The following is an 18,147-nucleotide window of genomic DNA, read 5'->3' as shown; positions in this document are numbered from 1 at the left end:
TTACTTTTTAATGACAGCTTATTCAGACCAGAAATAATAATTTTAAAATTTAATAGCTATATTGGTAATTGAAAAAATTACATTTATTTATATCGGTCCTATCCTTAGGACGTTATTTAAAAATCTATCTCTATAATCGCTGAATGTCAAATAAAACCGAATTTTTTACCATTATGATTTTAATATAAATTAATGAAAATATTATAAAAAATAAAAATACCTATTAAGTAATATAAGATACCAAATTAGTATTTTTTAATTTACTAATCTGTGTTCAAAAATATATGTAAATATTTAGTCGAAGTAAAGAGACTTTATTTCGACATTATTATTAAAAATGTTTTATAGTATTTATCATGATTCAAAATAGCTAGGTGAACAGGATGATCACACTCAGCCAACATAAGGATCTTAGTCACGCATCGCGTGAATTGAATGTTGCTCAACGATTAATGAGCCTTATTTGTGGTTCACATCAATTAGAAACTGCTCGTAAAGATCAGCTTGATTTTCATTATTCAGGTATACGCTTGCCGAGTAAAAAAATGGCAATTGGCTGTATCAGTTATGGCACAGATGTGTCTATTCAAATTCAGCAGCTAGGTGCATATAGTATCAGTTTACCTATTCATGGACAGCAAACATTGCGTATGAATGGAGAAACACATTTATCACATAGTAATAATGGAATCATTGTTTCTAGTCAGGATCAGCAAGAACTCATCATTCACCGTAATTGTAAAAAATTTCAAGTGGTGATTCCTGAAGAAAGTGTCAAATCTGTACTTTCCAATTTGCTTTCTAAACCTGTTAAAGAGCGGGTGATTTTTGAGCCAGATATGCCATTTAGTGAAGATAACTTCCTAAGATTGTGGTGGAATAATATTCAACAATGTTTATCGCTCAGGCAAGATTATTCTCGTTTTGATGGTTTAAATCTGCTTTCTCAAGATTATGAAAGTTTTTTGATTAAGGCTTTGCTTTTAACCCAGCACAATAATTATTCCAATGAATTAAGATCGCTCCAAGAGTATCAGCTTCCGAAGCCAGTCATGGTGGTCAGAGAGTTTATTCATCGTTTTGCTGATCAAGAGTTGGATGCATCAGATTTAGTCATGATATCGGGGACTTCAAAATCGACTTTATACCGTGAGTTTCAACAAGCGCTGCATATGAGTCCTATGGATTATTTAAAAAACTATAGACTTGAACAGATTCATCATGCTTTGCTGCAGAACAATTCAAATATTTCCATTTCAAGATCGGCTTATGACTGGGGATTCAGACATTTAGGACGATTTTCTCAAGAATACAAAGCCAAATATGGGGTTCTCCCGAGTGAAACTCTTAAAATTATGGTTTAAAAAAAGCCCCTTTATTGGGGGCTTTTTAATGACTGATTTTAAATTACTGCGTCATTTCAGCAGTTGATGTATTAGCTGATTCAGGTTTTTTTAATCCTTTTAATGCAAGCGCAATAAATGAAATGAAGGTTGGAATTGCTAGGATATAGAAAATACCTGCTAGAGATAATTCAAATGTAAAAATCAGTGATCCGTAGAACGCACCTAAGATCGCACCGATACGTCCAATACCATGCATCCATGAAACACCTACACCGCGGCAAACTGAAGGATAGAACAGTGCTGTTAACGGAAGTAATGATGATTGAGCACCAACTAATAATGCGCCAATTAAGAAAATTGCAATACCGAGTAAAACAATACTTTGACTCACAAATGCTGCAACGAAGAACAATACAAATGCTGCGAGATAAGAATATTTAATCACAGTATTTGGATTGACTTTGTCCATATACCAACCCATAAAGCATGCACCTATTACACCGCCGAATGGGAAAATCGCTGCAATTAAACTAAACTGTTCTGTTGTGAATCCAGCGGTTTTAAGAATAGTCGGCATCCAGCTGGTTAACAGATAAAACACCATTAGGCTGGTAAAGCAACAAAGCCAAAGCATTGCTGAACCCCAAAAGTATTTGCTAAATAAAATTTTAACAGGGCTTTGTTTAGGATCTAATACTTCTGCTTCAGGTAGAACAAATACAGTACTTTGATCAAATGTTTGACCGTGAATCTTCTCAAGAATTGGTTTTGCTTTTTCTTGACGATTTTGTTTGATGAGGTATTGGGGTGATTCAGGTAACTTGGTAATCAAAAATACCAATACAATGAGTGGGATTACACCGCCAATAATAATGACATTTGCCCACCCTTGATTCTCTAATAAGAACGCAGATAAGACACCGCCACTTGAGATCCCTAACATAAATCCGCAACCTGCTAATCCGGTCAGGAATGCTTTACGTTTTAGAGGCATGTATTCGGATACCATTGTGCTGATATTCGGCATAGCCGCACCAAGTCCGACCCCTGTAATAAAACGATAGATCATAAGTTCTTGCGTGTTAGAAGCAAATCCACACATGATGGTGAAAATTGAAAACAACAAAGTCGTCATTACGATGACACCCTTGCGTCCAAATTTATCTGATAATGGTCCTGAGATAATGGCGCCGATCGACATGCCTACTAAGGCCGCACTGAGCACAGGTGCTAGATCTGGTTTTGAAATACCCCAATCATCTAACAATGATGGTGCAATAAAGCCTAAGATGCCAGTGTCTAATCCATCACAGAAAAAAACCAAAAACCCCAGAAAGAAAACTGTCCATTGTAAAGGGGACATTTTTTCCCGATCAATAACGTCATTTACAATTATTTTTTGCATTTAAAATTTCCATATATTCAAACGTTAGAACAAAAAAGGACTATCGTTTGCAAAGAATATTAACGATAGTCCTTAGTGATAGTCATCAGCTCATTTAATTATCTAGAGCTATGACTTTGAATAAACTTCTCACTGTAAACACGTCCGTTGTCTATCTGGTGATCAGCTAACCAATTTTTGACAGCTTCGATCATTGGTGGCGGACCACACAAATACATATCGAATGCTGATTCGCTTAATTGCGATTGATCTAAATGTTCGTGGATAAATCCTTTTTTTCCAGTCCAATCATTAGAAGGTTGTCCGATTACGGGATGATACTCAAAGTGTGGAATCTTAGCTGAGTATGCTTTTAACCTTTCTTGTTCACACAAATCTTGCTCTTTGTTTACACCATAATATAGATGTACTGGTGGAATTTGAGGTTGTTTCACAATTTGATCTAGCATTCCTAAAAATGCTGACAATCCAGTACCTCCTGCGACAAAGACTAATGGCTTTTCTTTTTCCACTTCGCGAAGATAAAAACTTCCTAAAGGTGCTTCGAGTAAAATTGTATCCCCAACTTTTGCTCGATCTCGCAGATAGTCACTCATGAGACCTTGCGGGAGTAAGCGAATTAAAAACTGTAATTGATTACCTTCATTGGGTAAATTCGCAAAGGAATAAGAACGCCAATCATTTGCACCAGGAATTTTTAATCGAGCATATTGACCCGGTAAATAATCAATTTTCTGCGTATGTTGACTGGCATCTACATGAATGATTGCCGTAGTTTCAGAGACCAATTCTACGTGAGTCACTTTGGTTTCGAGTTGAAGTGTTTCACCAGCATTACAGAAACTTGAGTCATGATCGAAATAGAATGCAGCATTCGATTGCACTCGTGTTTGACAAGCTAAAATTTTACGCTCTGCCAGATCACGTTCGGTTAATGCTTCTTCATCGACATAATCTTGAGTGTAATTGCCACTTTCACATTGCCCTTGACAGGTTGCGCAAACGCCTTCACGGCAGTCTAAAGGTAATGTGATACCTTGACGGAACGCAGCATCAAGTAAAAGCTCATCATTATTCACAGAGATAAAGAACGTTTTACCATCTGCAAAGTTGAGTGCAACAGAATGACTCATTCTTTTACTCCTTAAACGTGATAGAAGTCGAGCACAGAATCAATTTTGTCATTCAACAAAATGGTGTGCTGTTTACGAATGCGGAAAGTGTCTTCATGTTGACGAAGTATATAAGTGACATGCCCGTAAAAATAGCCTTCTAAACCTTGGCGGTTATAGAATGTCGACCAACCCGCTTTAACTTCTAATAATCCATCTTCAAGTGTTTTTACACGGATGTTGTGAATCGCATGCATGAGACGCGGAAGGGGCGTAGCTGATGCAGCTTTACCAGTTCCAATACGGAATACGCGATCTTCAAGGCCAGCACGGTTTTCATAATAGATATACGAAAGTCCTTGGTTTGGATCAGTGACGTATTCATGGTCACTAATCCATTGTGGAATGTGGTATTCGCTGTCTTCATCATAGAGTTCTAAATATGCGTCCCATTCATAGTTGTCACAAAGCGCAGATTTTTCATATAAAAATTGAGAAACTTGATGTACAAGAGCTTGTGTCATGATTAAGCCTCCTCAGTTGTCGCTTGTGATGCAGGGCATTCGTGTGGTTCAGAAGTATCTTCAGTGAGTTTAAGTGCTTTATTTTTTAAGCCTTTTAACATGAGATCGCGCCAAACTTGGTGTTGATTGACATATAAACCTTCTTGAGTGATTTCAGTTCCCGTAATGACTGGTTTAATACCAAGTGTTTGAGCATTCGGGCTGTCGCCATAATTCCATTTATGATAACCGCGCGAAATATCACTCCAGCGTTCTAAACGAGCTTGGAAACCACGCTGTTGTTCACGGAATTCAACTAAATCGTCAGGCGTGCCTAAGCCCGATACGTTGAAGAAATCTTCGAATTGACGAATACGGTTACGACGTGCTTCAGCCGACTCACCTTTAACACCAATACACTGGCTAATGACTTCAGTTTTATTCCACGCAACTGGACGAATAATACGAAGTTGCGAACTGATTTGATCCATAAAGAAAAGGCTTGGATATAGGTTTAAGTTTCTGAGACGGTGCATTGCCCATTCAGCACGTTTTTGACCATATTTCTCAACCAGATATGGCATCACAGTTGCGTAACCAGGACGTACAGTTGGGTTAGGCATGTCACTAAACAAAACGTTATGACCATTTTTAAATGAGAACCAACCATCATCAGTTGTGTCATCACCTGCACCTAATTTACTGTAATCAAGTGTGTCTTTTGGTCCCGTCCCTTTTTGTGCATTCAGTTGCTGACGATATTGAACTGTAGAGACATAGTTATAGTGAACAGTACTTACGTGGTAGCCATCTACACCATTTTCATTTTGCAGCTTCCAGTTTCCAGCAAAGGTATATGCTGATTTACCCGGTAAAACTTCTAATTCACCTGTAGGTGATTGTTCAACCATAAGATCAAGGAAAACACGTGTATCACCTAAATAATCTTCTAAGGTGTCTGTAGCTGTTGTATCTAAACTAACGAAGACAAATCCTTTATAACTTGCAATACGTGCTTTTTTTAGACCTCGTGATGATTTATCAAAGTCATCACAATACTCACCAGGAGCTTTAACTTTTACGAGGCGACCATCCGATTTGTAACACCAAGCATGGAACGGGCAGGTAAATGTGGATTGATTACCTTTAGCAACTCGGGTCAATGTAGCACCACGGTGCTCGCAGGCATTGACCATTGCATTTAAATTACCTTGACCATCACGGTTAATGATGAGCGGTTGGCGACCAATTTGAACAGTGACAAAGTCATTTGGTTTTGGAATTTCACTTTCATGACACGCGTAGATCCATACCTTTTCAAAGATCATTTCCATTTCTAGATCAAAAAGTTCTGGTTCAGTAAACATGTCACGTGCGATACGATAGACGCCATCCTCTGGTCGAAAATCGATACATCCTTCAATAAAATCATGCCATTCGATGCTGCTACGAGATCCCATGGTCTAACTCCTTATATCACTTGATTTCATTTATCTTTGAATCTATTGAACAGTGATTAACGGAGTCAGGCTATCCAGTTTGTTCTAATCGTTATCCATTTTTTCTCAAATATTTTATGGAGAAGGGAATTAAAAATATGAGTGGGATTCAAAAGTCGTCATTTGGGACTATAAAAACAAAAAGCCGATGCATCTTTGATACATCGGCTGATAAAAGCTAAAGGAAATCGTTATTTGGCAATTCCAAGCTCTGTCAAATGAAGTCTTAGGATTCGTCTTAATTCCAACACAGCTTCAGGCGTTTCCTGAATTGAATGACCACCTTTGATAATAATCTCAGATTGTGCCCCTTTAAGATGCGCACTTTGATAAGGCACGATCCCATCTGACATAACAGTAGGATCTTTACTCTCAGTCACATTCCCCATGATGGAGTGAAATTTAAACCCTTTGACTGGCATCACAGGTGAGGTTAATTTGGTGAAAGGAGAGTTGTGACTCAGATCACTCGGACCATTTTGAATCAATCCATGACCTAAGTCTTTGACAAAATGTTTAATATTAATATCTTTATCTGAGAGCGATTCAGCAAATGCACCCAAAAATGCACCTGGCAACTTGATCACTTTACGGGCAGCTCGTGTAAACCAACGATCAGCATAATCTGTACCTCGATGAGGTGCTGCTAAGAAAATAGCACGATTAAACTGTGGCACAGGTTTGATTTGTAAACGAGCTTTAAATAAAGGTTCATTCTTAAAGCGGCTAATTTGAGAATTTTTTAATTGAGACAATGCAGGTTGTGTTAAATCAGCTTGGCTCACCAATAATCTTGAAATAATACCACCCATACTATGTCCAATCAGAACTGCATCTTTAGCTGATGCCGTAGATTGATCAAGTGAATTAAATGCTTGTTTAATGATCGCATTCACTTGAAAGCGACTTTCTAAAATTGGCATATTGGTTGAGTAAAATACTTGCCAAACTTGATAATGCTCTCTTAGAACATTATCTCCCATAATGTCATTGGTTAATGCAATCCAAGCTTCTGGACTGCTTGCAAGTCCATGCACCAAAACAATAATTTTTTTGTTTGGATTATACGGTTCGAGCATAAAGAGATGGGGCATTGTGATTGTATTGTCACGATCAATCAAACTCAAATATGCAGCAGCACCTAAGTTATTTTCGGCAAGCCACAAACCATAAGGCGCAGAGTAATTCGCAGCTAAAGGATAAACTTTTCCACCTACTTTTAATTGATCTAATCCATAAGGATCATAAATATTCAGGGTGAAATGCGGGTCATTCAGAATATCCTCTACATTACTTTGACGCGCAGGCTCAGCGGTCATCGTGACTGAAAGATAACGTGGTGGATGAATGTTAGGGTTACGACCATTTTTATAAGCGTGATTTAATGGATCTACAATATATTTACCTGAATCGCTATTTCGCTCTGGCGCTGGAAGCGTTGCGACAAATTCCGCACCGAAACCATCCCGACGGTTAATCGAACGCAAGCCACTAAAATTGAGGTTGTAGCTTGAAAGCAGGCTATCTAATTTTTGATTAGCAATCTGAGGGAAATGGTCATAGTTGATGGTATAAATGCTTTCACCAATTTTTATTTGTTTGGGAACTTTTTCACCCGTATAGCGCATACCATAGGTCATCACCATTTTCGCCAAGGCTTGATTGTAGAAATCTCGTATTTGAACTTGTCTATTATCGAAAATACGGTCGCTTGGTTGGCGTTTTGTCTTGAATAGATAGGCATAACTATAACGAATACTTTTATCAAGCATTGCTAACTGTTGATCAAGACATTGACTATAGTTTTCTTGATGAATTTTTTGCTTTTCTTCTGACTGATATTTATTAATTAAACTGGTATTACAGGCTGAAGAATTACTGAGGGCTAATGCCCGTGTCAAATATGCTTCACTTGCAGTTGAATAAAGTTGTTCATCTTGAATTTGTTTAATTTTTTTTAGATCAGATACACATTTATCGGGATCATTAGAACAAATTTCAGCCTCACTGCCTGTCATGGAGAGGACATTCAGACTCGCTTCGCTCATTTTTTTACGCGTTAATATGCTATCTCGTTCATTCGCGATCGAGACATTAAGCGCTTGATTTTTTACACTGACGACTTGGCAACCTGTCATAAATAGTGGTGTTGCGAGCAGTAGGGCGCCGATGTATTTATTGTTCATCATAAACATATTTTCAACTGTCAGCATGAATCATTAACGCTGAGCATACGTTATTTTTAGGGATATAAAAATAAGTGCTAAAAAAAATAGACTGAATAATCAGTCTATATTTTGTGAAATAAGATTATGATTTCGCAGGATTGTTTAAAATCTGCCAAACATTGTAGCGACCTTGTTTCTCAATTTCTTGAATCAAGCGGTCAGCAACTTCAGTTTCTTCAGGGTATTTCACTTTGTAATTTTTTAAAGTTGTGATTGCATTTTTCTTTTGGCTCAATGCGAGGTAGTTATTGACAGCTACGAGATAAGCTTCTTGAACACCAGCTTTGATGGCCTTGTCGATATATGGAATAGCTTCTTTTTGACCACCACCTTCAGACAAAGAGAAACCAAACCAGAAGTTCGCTTCTGCATCTTCTTTGTTGATCTTCAGGATTTGTTGTGCATATTTTAAAGATTTAGTGGTGTAAGCAGAACCAAGATCAAGGTTACGACCCAATATACTTGCTTTAAATGCACGAATTAAGATATCGAATGACGCGTTATCTTTCGCTGCTAAAGTATCTAGTTGAGCTGAAACTTCACGTAATTTAGCTTCAAAACCGCGACGTTCTTGACGATCTGTAAAGCGAGGAGGATAGTGACGTGCTTTACCTTCAACCATCTGGAGGAAGTCATCAATTTCTGTAATATCGATTTCATTTTGACCCGCTAAAACCGTGTATTTCATCGCACGTTGTGAACTATTCACAGTCGGTACGATTAATTTGTTTTGTTCGAGGATCATCTTTCTGTTTGGATTATTTGGATCAGTCACCTCAAGTTTTTGAAGTGGTGCAGCAGCAGCTTTTTTTAGTTCAAGCTCGAATACTGGTGGTTGGCTATAGTTAAAAGGATTTAATGCATAAAATGGCGCACTTAAATCAGGCTCAGAAAAGACGATCGGATCGTTTGTTTTAGATTGTTTTTTTACTGCTGGAGAGCTACAAGCACTCAATAATGAAACAGCGATCATGGTGGCAATGAGGGGCTTAATCGTCATATTTTCTTCCAATATTATGTTTTTAAATTCTAGTTCAGGTTGAATCTGAGTCTATGAAAAGTCGAAACAACATGCAACTCAGATTCACCTAACTTAGTCAAACTTATACATTAAGCTTTTGATTGTGCTGTTTGAGCTTCGCACTCACGACGAACTTCGTCAATGATTTTTAACTCTTCAGCACTAAATGGTTGTCCATTACTTTGAGCGTTATTAAATGTTGGATCAAGTAATGAAAGTCGCTGACATAAAGTGTTCATGCGCTTTTCATTGTGCTGTATACGATCCAATAATACTCGCATACCTTCTAACATAGGATCTGATTGATCTTGGGTTGTAGCATAAGGCTGAAAACCGATGCTTTCTGCATAATTGCGTCGTTCAGATTCTTTGTCCAAATCTTTTTGCTGATTTTTAATAATAAATCGCGCTGGGTTACCTACGGCAGTAGCCCCTTCAGGGACTTCTTTGGTGACCACAGCATTTGAACCCACTTTCGCATTTTTATGTACGGTAAATGGTCCCAAAATTTTCGCACCTGCGCCAACGACTACGCCATCTTCTAACGTTGGGTGACGTTTGCCTTTATTCCAAGTGGTGCCACCTAATGTCACGCCATGATAGAGCGTCACATCATCACCAATTTCAGCTGTTTCCCCAATGACCACACCCATACCGTGATCTATAAAAAAACGTTTGCCAATTTTGGCACCCGGGTGAATTTCGATACCAGTTGCAAAACGACTAAAAGAAGACAGCATGCGGGCTGAAGTTTTACACTCTTTTTTCCAAAGCTCATGCGCAACACGATGCATAATCAGTGCGTGAATTCCTGGATAAGTGGTTAAAACTTCAAATGTGTTGCGCGCCGCAGGATCGCGGGCAAACACAGCTTGAATATCTTCTTTAAGCTGTTTAAGCATCTTTTGATTTCTCTTTAGAATCTGACTTTTTCCATGTGCCATTGTTCAATGCCTGAACACGACTAAAAATACCTCTAAGAAGATGGTACTCCATACGATCTAATTGTATACGTCCGAATAAGCGACGCAAGCGTAAAGGCAATAATCGTGGGTTTTCTGGGTCTAAAAATTCGATTTCGTGCAACATTTTCTCAAAATGAGGATAAAATTGTTCCATCTGTTGATGTGTTACCAACGGCTCATCCCAATGCATTGAATCTTCATCAGTCACTTTCATAACAGCTTGAGGATCTTCAACTTGTTCCATGAGAGCCGTAGTCGCCATTCGCATTTCATAGCAAATAATTTGAATGGCTTGAGCGACATTGAGTACACCATAGTCTGTATTCACAGGGATGGTCACATGGTAATTCGCCATAGCCAATTCTTCATTGGTTAATCCGCGATCTTCACGCCCAAATATTACGGCTATTTCTTGTTGTTCTTTGATCACCGCTTGCATAGATTTATCAGCAGCAGGTCGAGCATCTAATAAAGGCCATGGAATAGTTCGGCTACGAGCACTTGTACCAAAGACTAAATGACAATCTGCGATGGCTTCTTCAAGCGTTTCTACAATCTGAATTTGATCAATTAAATCGGTTGCACCGGCTGCAAGTGCATCAATATCAGGATGAGGATAAGTTTTAGGTGCAACTAAAACCAATTTTGAAAGCCCCATGGTTTTCATTGCTCTAAGTGCGCTACCGATATTCGCAGGCAGGGTAGTATTCACCATGACAATACGCACATGAGACAAATGCGCTGAGACAGCAGCATTATCAATTAAATTCATAAATCTTCCAAAATTAAGAGTATTGACTGACTTCCGTCATGTATTGATCCATTGCTTCATCCATACTGATCTGGTCAGGTGGAGAGGCATGTGATGTGATGACTGGTTCTGATTTTGGTTCTGCGGCGTGGGAACGTGCAGCTTTTGATTTAACATGATACTCCACATGTAAGGCCTCTTTACCAAAATAGTCGCGCAGTTTGAACAATAAGTCATCGAGTGGTGCGACATTCCATTGCGGTGGTAAATGAAAATCAGCCGTTGCATATGGAAAGTCGAGTTGTACTTGTAATGGCACATGCTGACACATATCTACATTACAAAACGGTTGAATGATCTGTGAAAGCTCTTGACCAAGATTTGGCTGAATATGCTCAGGTTGTAATTTGATGAGGATGTGATTTGCACGTTTTTGACGAATTTCGTTTAATGTAAACGCCTTAGTAAGGCGTCCCATCGGACGGTCGAAGCCTTCACGTTCATAAATTTCACCTTCAAGCACGATCACTCTTTCATTCACAATAATATCTTTAAAACGTTGGAAGCGTTCATGATTTGCTGAGACTTCGATTCGAGCAGTACCATCATCGAGTGTGATCATCATGCGGTTAGGGAAATTTGCGACATCCACAACCAAGCCGGCAAATACAGTAGTTACTCCACGACGTGTTGGAGTCAGCTCATTAATTTTGTTAGAAATAAACGCTTTTAACTCGGGGCGATACACATCGATTGGGTGCCCCGTTAAGTATAAACCTAAGGTATCTTTTTCACCTTTCAAGCGGACTTCATCAGACCAAGGTTTTACAGGTTTAGTAGGTTTACGTTGAACTTCCTCAACTTCACCAAATAAATCCATAATGCCAGTTTCGCGGTTTGAACGAGCTTGTTCGGCAGCTTGTACAGCTTCAGGCAATTGAGCCATTAAAGTCGCGCGTTCAAGCCCGAGACAATCTAATGCACCTGAGCGAATCAAAGCTTCAAGTGTGCGTTTATTGATTTTCTTCAGATCAATGCGATGGCAGAAATCAAATAAATCTTTATAAGGTCCAAGTTGCTTACGTGAATCAATGACAGATTGCATTGCTGCTTCACCTACACCCTTGATTGCACCCAGACCATATACAATGGTTTTTTCATCAATTGCATGGAATTGATAAATCGACATATTGACGGAAGGTGGTAACACGTCGAGACCATTGTTACGACAGTCATCAATCAAGAATACAATACTATCCGTGTTTTGCATTTCCGAAGTCAGTACAGCGGACATAAACTCAGAAGGATAGTGTGCTTTTAACCAAGCCGTCTGATAAGCCACTAATGCATAGGCTGCAGCATGTGATTTGTTGAAACCATAGCCTGCAAATTTTTCCATATAGTCGAAGATATGGTTCGCCGTTTGCTCATCGATATCTTTTTTTGCAGCACCTTCAATAAAGATTTGGCGTTGTTTAACCATCTCTTCAGGTTTCTTTTTACCCATCGCACGACGAAGTAAGTCAGCACCACCAAGGCTATATCCAGCACAATACTGAGCTGCTTGCATAACCTGTTCTTGATATACCATAATCCCATAGGTAGGCTCTAAGACACCTTCTAATAGGGGATGTAAGTATTCGAACTCTCCACCATGCATCCGATGAATAAAGTCTGGAATTAGATCCATTGGACCCGGGCGGTACAATGACACGAAGGCAATAATTTCTTCAAATTTACTTGGTCTTGCTTCCTTGAGCATCTTTTTCATGCCCACGGATTCAAATTGGAATACCGCAGTGGTATTTGCTTCAGCAAATATTGAATACGCCGCTTTGTCATTCAGCGGAATATTTTCAATCTTTAGAGGTATATCAAACTTTAATCGTTGGTTAATGTGCTGAATAGCATCTTCGATTACAGTAAGATTTCGCAACCCCAAGAAGTCAAATTTAACAAGACCTGCCGCCTCAACATCGTCTTTATCAAATTGAGCGACACGACCAGTACCATCTTCTTCACACAGTACAGCTGAGAAGTCCGTAATCTTGGTCGGTGCGATTACAACACCACCTGCGTGCTTACCTGTGTTACGCGTTATTCCTTCAAGTTTAAGCGCCATTTCCCAGATTTCTGATGCATCTTCATAATCTGGGTTGGATGGGTTGGTTACAATATCTTTAAGTTGTGGTTCTGCTTCTAAAGATTCTTCTAAACTTAAACCCAAAGGTTTAGTCGGGATCATTTTAGAAATACGATCTGCTAAGCCGTAAGACTTACCTAAAACTCGTGCAACATCACGAATTGCACCTTTCGCTGCCATCGTACCAAAGGTTGCAATTTGCGATACAGCATCACGCCCATAAGTTCGTGCAACATAATCAATTACACGATCACGACCTGCGATACAAAAATCCACGTCAAAGTCTGGCATCGAAACACGTTCAGGGTTTAAGAAACGTTCGAAAAGAAGTCCGTATGGTAGTGGATCTAAATCTGTAATTTTTAAACTGTATGCAACTAATGAGCCTGCACCTGAACCACGGCCCGGGCCTACAGGTACGCCATTGTTCTTGGACCACTGAATGAAGTCCATGACAATCAAGAAGTAACCTGGGAATCCCATCGAGTTAATAATCTTGATTTCAAAATCTAAACGATCGTCATATTCTTTGCGAATTTCAGGCCAGTCTTCTCCACGTTTCTCCACAGGATAGAGGTGATTAAGACGTTCTTCTAATCCTTCTTTAGACAAATGGGCAAAGAAGGTATCAATCGTATGACCTTCAGGAATTGGATAGTCAGGTAAAAAGTATTTACCTAAGCGAAGTGTCACATTACAGCGTTTAGCAATTTCAACTGTATTTTGAATAGCACTGGGGATATCAGCAAATAACTCCACCATTTGCGCTGTTGTTTTGAAATATTGCTCAGGGCTGTAAGTACGTGGACGACGATTATCACCTAAAACATAGCCATCTGCGATGCAGACGCGCGCTTCATGGGCTTCAAAGTCTTCTTCTCTAATAAAATGAACATCATTATGAGCGACAACACCGATTTGATATTTTGCGGCTAATTTAACAGCTTCAATAATAAAATCTTCTTCTTGTGGGCGATTGGTGCGCGTGAGTGCTAAATAGACACGATTGCCAAATTTTTCGATCCAAGCTTCAAGTAAGGGTTCAGCTTTTTCTGGGCTACTTGAACACAGCATTTCTCCAACATCACTTTTAATCCCTAAAAGTCCAATCATGCCCGGCGCTTGTTCTAACACCCATTCTTTTTTTACACACGGGATACTGAGTTGTTGTCCTTCAATAAAGCCGCGCGATACTACTTCAGTTAAACTACGCCAACCCTCATTATTCATCGCCAGTAAAGTCATACGATGTGATTCATCATTCAAACGAATCACACTTCCTAAAATAGGTTTAATCCCTTTTTTAAGACACGAGGTATAAAACTTCACTGCTGCATGTAAGTTCGATAAATCTGTCATCGCGAGTGCAGGCATAGAATCCTGTACAGCAGACTTCATTAGATCAGGTATACGTACGATTGATTCAGTAATAGAAAATTCTGTATGAACACCGAGATGAACAAACTGCATAGATGAGTCCTTTACAAGAGCAGAGCGTATTTTATCATGCAAAGTGATTTAGAGCTGAGAATCCACGATATTTTATATGATTCGCACAAATTATCTTCGATTTGAATAAAGGCGATTTTATATCAATCAAAAAAAGTGCCATTCGGCACTTTTTTATAACATGAAAATTGGGCTTAATATTCCCAGAACATGCGTTGTATTTCTTTTGCATCTTTGGTTTTGGTTAAAGCAAGCGCGGTTAAAATTTTAGCTTTTTGAGGGTTAAAATCATGTGCAACTACCCAACCATATTTGTCATCTGGCTGTTCGGCATTACGGAGAACGAATCCTTGTGGCACTCGTGAAGAACGTACAATTTGTATACCACTTTGCTGAAGTTGATTCAGCGTGGGAACAATATTTTTCGCGACTGAGCCGTTTCCTGTACCTGCATGGACAATGGCTTTAACCCCAGCCTTGGCATACGCTTGATAAGCATCAGGAATCATGTTGCCAGAGCCATAGACAATTTGAACTAATGGGAGTGTATCACCCTTAATATTCTCGATATTAAATTCTGACCGCTGATTAAATCGCTTAACAGAACTTCGGAACCAATAAGGTTTAGATTCTACCAACGTCCCTAAAGCTCCCCATTGGCTTACAAAGGCATTAGTATGAATATTAATGCCTTTAGTCACATCTCGAGCTGCAAAAATACTATCGTTCATAAGGACGAACACCCCCTTATTTTTTGCACTCGGGTCTGCTGCCAGAGCAACTGCACTATATAAATTTAGTGGGCCATCAGCAGATAAAGCCGTCGATGGGCGCATTGAGCCGACAACAACAATAGGTTTTTCCGTTTGTACGACTAGATTAAGAAAAAAAGCGGTTTCTTCTAAAGTATCTGTGCCATGTGTAATGACAACGCCATTTACATCTGACTTTTTAACCAAATCATTGACTTGGCGGGCAAGGGAAAGTAATTCTTTGTCTGTAATGCTTTCAGAAGCAACCTGCATTGCTTGTACGCCGCTCACATTGGCTAAATCTTTAATTTGAGGAACGGCATTCAGTAAGTCATCCACTGGAACTTTTGCGGCAGTGTAAGTGGCGCTGTTGGTTGAGCTTGCACCAGCACCCGCAATCGTTCCCCCAGTTGCAACGACGACAACGTTATTTTTAGCAAAGCTCGTTAGGGGTAATAACAAGCCAATCGATAGAGTCAGTGCGGTTAGCGTCTTTTTCATCTTTTTTCCTAAATGTTTTTTATAGTATTGTGCATGGATAATGCTTAATCACGATAAAGGAAAAGAAGGGTGCTTGTATATAATCAAAATGAAATTAATATCATGAAATAATCAAAATATTAAATATAAAACCCCCAGATTGAAATCTGGGGGTTTTAAATACATTATTCACATAAAACGACTGAATTAACGCATTTTCGCCAAGAATCTTCCTAAACGGTTAATCGCTTCACGAAGTTCATTTTCAGCAGGCAAGAACACCACACGGAAATGATCAGGGGTAGGCCAGTTGAATCCTGTGCCTTGTACCAATAACACTTTTTCTGCTTTGAGGAAGTCAAGCATAAACTGTTCATCATCCTGAATCGGGTAAATTTCAGGATCAAGTTTAGGGAAACAATACATTGCACCTTCAGGTTTAACACAGCTTACACCTGGGATTTCATTCAACATTTGCCAAGCAATATTGCGTTGCTCATACAAACGACCACCTGGACGAATTAAATCGTTGATAGACTGGTAGCCACCCAATGCAGTTTGAATAGCATATTGAGCTTGATGGTTAGCACACAGGCGCATTGACGCGAGCATGTCTAGACCTTCAATATAATCTGCTGCACGTGTCTTATCACCCGTAATTGCCATCCAGCCTGAACGGTATCCAGCAATTCGATAGGATTTAGATAATCCGTTAAATGAAATACACAGTTGATTACCCGCAAGGGCAGCGACCGATACATGTTCGATTCCATCGTAAACGATCTTATCGTAGATCTCATCAGCAAATAAAATCAGGTCATATTTTTTTGCAAGAGCGACAATTTTTTCTAAGACATGGCGTGGATAAACAGCACCCGTTGGGTTGTTCGGATTGATAATCACGATCCCACGAGTATTAGGCGTAATTTTGTTTTCCATATCCTGAATATCAGGATACCAATTGTCTTCCTCATCACATTTATAATGAATTGCTGTACCACCAGAAAGATTAACGGCGGCAGTCCATAATGGATAATCTGGCATTGGTACCAGCATTTCATCGCCGTCATCTAACAGGCCTTGCATAGCCATTACAATCAGCTCAGAAACACCATTCCCAATATACACATCATTGACATGCATATTGAAAATACCTTTTTGCTGGTAATACTGACAAACCGCTTTGCGGGCAGGGAAAATCCCTTTTGAGTCTGTATAGCCAATTGCATTTGGTAAATTCAACGCAACATCATTGATAATTTCTTGGGGTGCTTCAAAACCGAAGGGCGCTGGGTTGCCGATATTGAGTTTAATTATCTTATGTCCGGCTTCTTCCATTTCGTTGGCGGCGCGTAACACAGGTCCACGAATGTCATAGCATACATGCTCGAGCTTAGACGATTTCTTAATTTCGCGTGGAGTAGTGTTACCTAAAACGGACATATTCCCATCCAATTATTTTTGAGTGAATAAAAATAGATTACTAAATATCACAATCTATGTAGAAATTTAGCTAGAAATTTTTCAAGCTCTAGCGTAAATATGAAGGTACTGAAGCATGACATTGAATGTCAAAGATTTAAAGGAGTTAATCATGGGAAAACTCAATAAAACAGACCGAGAATGGCAAAGAGAGTTATCACCAGAGGAGTATCGCATTACCCGTCAAAAGGGAACTGAGCCTGCTTTCACAGGGCGATATTGGAATACCAAACAAGAAGGAACTTATGTTTGTCGTTGCTGTGGCGAACCTTTATTTACTTCAGAAACCAAATATGACAGTGGTTGTGGATGGCCTAGTTTTTATCGTCCAATCAACCAAACAGTCATTGAAGAACATGATGATCACTCACATGGCATGATTCGTACTGAGATTGTTTGTCATCATTGTGACGCACATCTAGGTCATGTTTTTGAGGATGGACCTGAACCTACAGGTCTTCGTTATTGTGTAAACTCAGCTTCATTAGAATTAAAAACCCAAGAAAAAAATGATGAGGAAACCTATCCATGACCAATATTTATCAATTTGAGGCAGAATTGCTAGAAGGGGAAAATAAGCAATTTTCGGACTATGAAGGTAAAGTGCTATTGATAGTCAACACAGCCAGCAAATGTGGATTCACGCCACAATTTGCAGGGTTGGAAGCGCTGTATGAAAAGTATAAAGATCAAGGTTTTGAGGTATTAGGATTTCCGTGTAATCAATTTGGTGGGCAAGATCCGGGTACGCATGAAGAAATTGGTAGTTTTTGCCAGAGAAATTACGGTGTATCCTTTCCGATGTTCGCTAAAGTGGATGTAAAAGGTCCTGAAGCCCATGTGATTTTTCGGTATCTCACCAACAACAGCAAAGGCATTTTAGGAAGTGGAATTAAGTGGAACTTTACCAAATTTTTGATTGGAAAAGATGGCAAAGTGCTTAATCGATATGCACCTACAACTAAACCAGAAAGTATTGAAGATGATATTCAAAAAGCGCTGGCTCAGTAA

14 protein-coding genes are annotated in these 18,147 nt (G+C 39.2%); 3 read left to right on the top strand and 11 right to left on the bottom strand.

The features are described 5' to 3' along the window. Nucleotides 1-383 precede the first annotated feature (383 nt). Complete coding sequence (locus tag CL42_RS06015; RefSeq protein ID WP_035266125.1) at nucleotides 384-1,364, top strand: AraC family transcriptional regulator; 981 nt, start codon at nucleotides 384-386, stop codon at nucleotides 1,362-1,364. A gap of 43 nt (nucleotides 1,365-1,407) precedes the next feature. Here the strand turns inward: CL42_RS06015 and CL42_RS06010 are convergent, their stop codons facing one another. The 11 genes from CL42_RS06010 to CL42_RS05960 all read right to left on the bottom strand — a co-directional run bounded on the left by CL42_RS06010 (nucleotide 1,408) and on the right by CL42_RS05960 (nucleotide 17,097). After that, nucleotides 1,408-2,751 (bottom strand): MFS transporter, encoded by a 1,344-nt coding sequence (locus CL42_RS06010; protein WP_035266123.1) that lies wholly within the window; start codon nucleotides 2,749-2,751, stop codon nucleotides 1,408-1,410. Nucleotides 2,752-2,849: 98 nt separating this feature from the next. Continuing rightward, nucleotides 2,850-3,884 (bottom strand): anthranilate 1,2-dioxygenase electron transfer component AntC, encoded by a 1,035-nt coding sequence (gene antC, locus CL42_RS06005; protein WP_035266121.1) that lies wholly within the window; start codon nucleotides 3,882-3,884, stop codon nucleotides 2,850-2,852. 11 nt (nucleotides 3,885-3,895) lie between these two features. Next, nucleotides 3,896-4,387 carry an anthranilate 1,2-dioxygenase small subunit gene (gene antB, locus CL42_RS06000; RefSeq protein ID WP_035266119.1) on the bottom strand — a complete coding sequence of 164 codons (492 nt, stop codon included), beginning with the start codon at nucleotides 4,385-4,387 and terminating at the stop codon, nucleotides 3,896-3,898. 2 nt (nucleotides 4,388-4,389) lie between these two features. Beyond that, the gene (gene antA, locus CL42_RS05995; RefSeq protein ID WP_035266117.1) at nucleotides 4,390-5,826 is read right to left on the bottom strand and encodes an anthranilate 1,2-dioxygenase large subunit; all 1,437 of its coding nucleotides are present in this window, start codon (nucleotides 5,824-5,826) and stop codon (nucleotides 4,390-4,392) included. Nucleotides 5,827-6,056: 230 nt separating this feature from the next. Beyond that, entirely contained in the window at nucleotides 6,057-8,060 is a 2,004-nt protein-coding gene (locus tag CL42_RS05990; RefSeq protein ID WP_035266141.1) for an alpha/beta fold hydrolase, read from the bottom strand. 115 nt (nucleotides 8,061-8,175) lie between these two features. After that, nucleotides 8,176-9,093 (bottom strand): ABUW_2363 family tetratricopeptide repeat lipoprotein, encoded by a 918-nt coding sequence (locus tag CL42_RS05985; protein WP_035266116.1) that lies wholly within the window; start codon nucleotides 9,091-9,093, stop codon nucleotides 8,176-8,178. A gap of 110 nt (nucleotides 9,094-9,203) precedes the next feature. Further along, the gene (cysE, locus tag CL42_RS05980) at nucleotides 9,204-10,016 is read right to left on the bottom strand and encodes a serine O-acetyltransferase (protein ID WP_035266113.1); all 813 of its coding nucleotides are present in this window, start codon (nucleotides 10,014-10,016) and stop codon (nucleotides 9,204-9,206) included. Next, the gene (locus CL42_RS05975) at nucleotides 10,009-10,851 is read right to left on the bottom strand and encodes an RNA methyltransferase (RefSeq protein WP_035266112.1); all 843 of its coding nucleotides are present in this window, start codon (nucleotides 10,849-10,851) and stop codon (nucleotides 10,009-10,011) included. Before CL42_RS05975 ends, cysE begins: the two co-directional genes overlap by 8 nt. A gap of 13 nt (nucleotides 10,852-10,864) precedes the next feature. After that, complete coding sequence (dnaE, locus tag CL42_RS05970) at nucleotides 10,865-14,443, bottom strand: DNA polymerase III subunit alpha (RefSeq protein ID WP_035266110.1); 3,579 nt, start codon at nucleotides 14,441-14,443, stop codon at nucleotides 10,865-10,867. Between the two features lie 173 nt (nucleotides 14,444-14,616). Further along, complete coding sequence (locus CL42_RS05965; protein ID WP_035266107.1) at nucleotides 14,617-15,675, bottom strand: type II asparaginase; 1,059 nt, start codon at nucleotides 15,673-15,675, stop codon at nucleotides 14,617-14,619. Nucleotides 15,676-15,861: 186 nt separating this feature from the next. After that, complete coding sequence (locus CL42_RS05960) at nucleotides 15,862-17,097, bottom strand: pyridoxal phosphate-dependent aminotransferase (RefSeq protein ID WP_035266106.1); 1,236 nt, start codon at nucleotides 17,095-17,097, stop codon at nucleotides 15,862-15,864. 151 nt (nucleotides 17,098-17,248) lie between these two features. On the opposite strand from CL42_RS05960, the gene msrB reads away from it, so the two are divergent. Together msrB and CL42_RS05950 are read left to right on the top strand one after the other, a co-directional pair. Next, on the top strand, nucleotides 17,249-17,668 hold the full coding sequence (gene msrB, locus CL42_RS05955; RefSeq protein WP_035266138.1) for a peptide-methionine (R)-S-oxide reductase MsrB: 420 nt from the start codon (nucleotides 17,249-17,251) through the stop codon (nucleotides 17,666-17,668). Next, the gene (locus tag CL42_RS05950; RefSeq protein WP_035266096.1) at nucleotides 17,665-18,147 is read left to right on the top strand and encodes a glutathione peroxidase; all 483 of its coding nucleotides are present in this window, start codon (nucleotides 17,665-17,667) and stop codon (nucleotides 18,145-18,147) included. Before msrB ends, CL42_RS05950 begins: the two co-directional genes overlap by 4 nt.

The organism is Acinetobacter sp. Ver3, assembly GCF_000632455.1.
Classification (GTDB): domain Bacteria; phylum Pseudomonadota; class Gammaproteobacteria; order Pseudomonadales; family Moraxellaceae; genus Acinetobacter.
The sequence above is the reverse complement of the archived record's forward strand: the minus strand, read 5'-3'. Positions and strand labels throughout refer to the sequence as shown.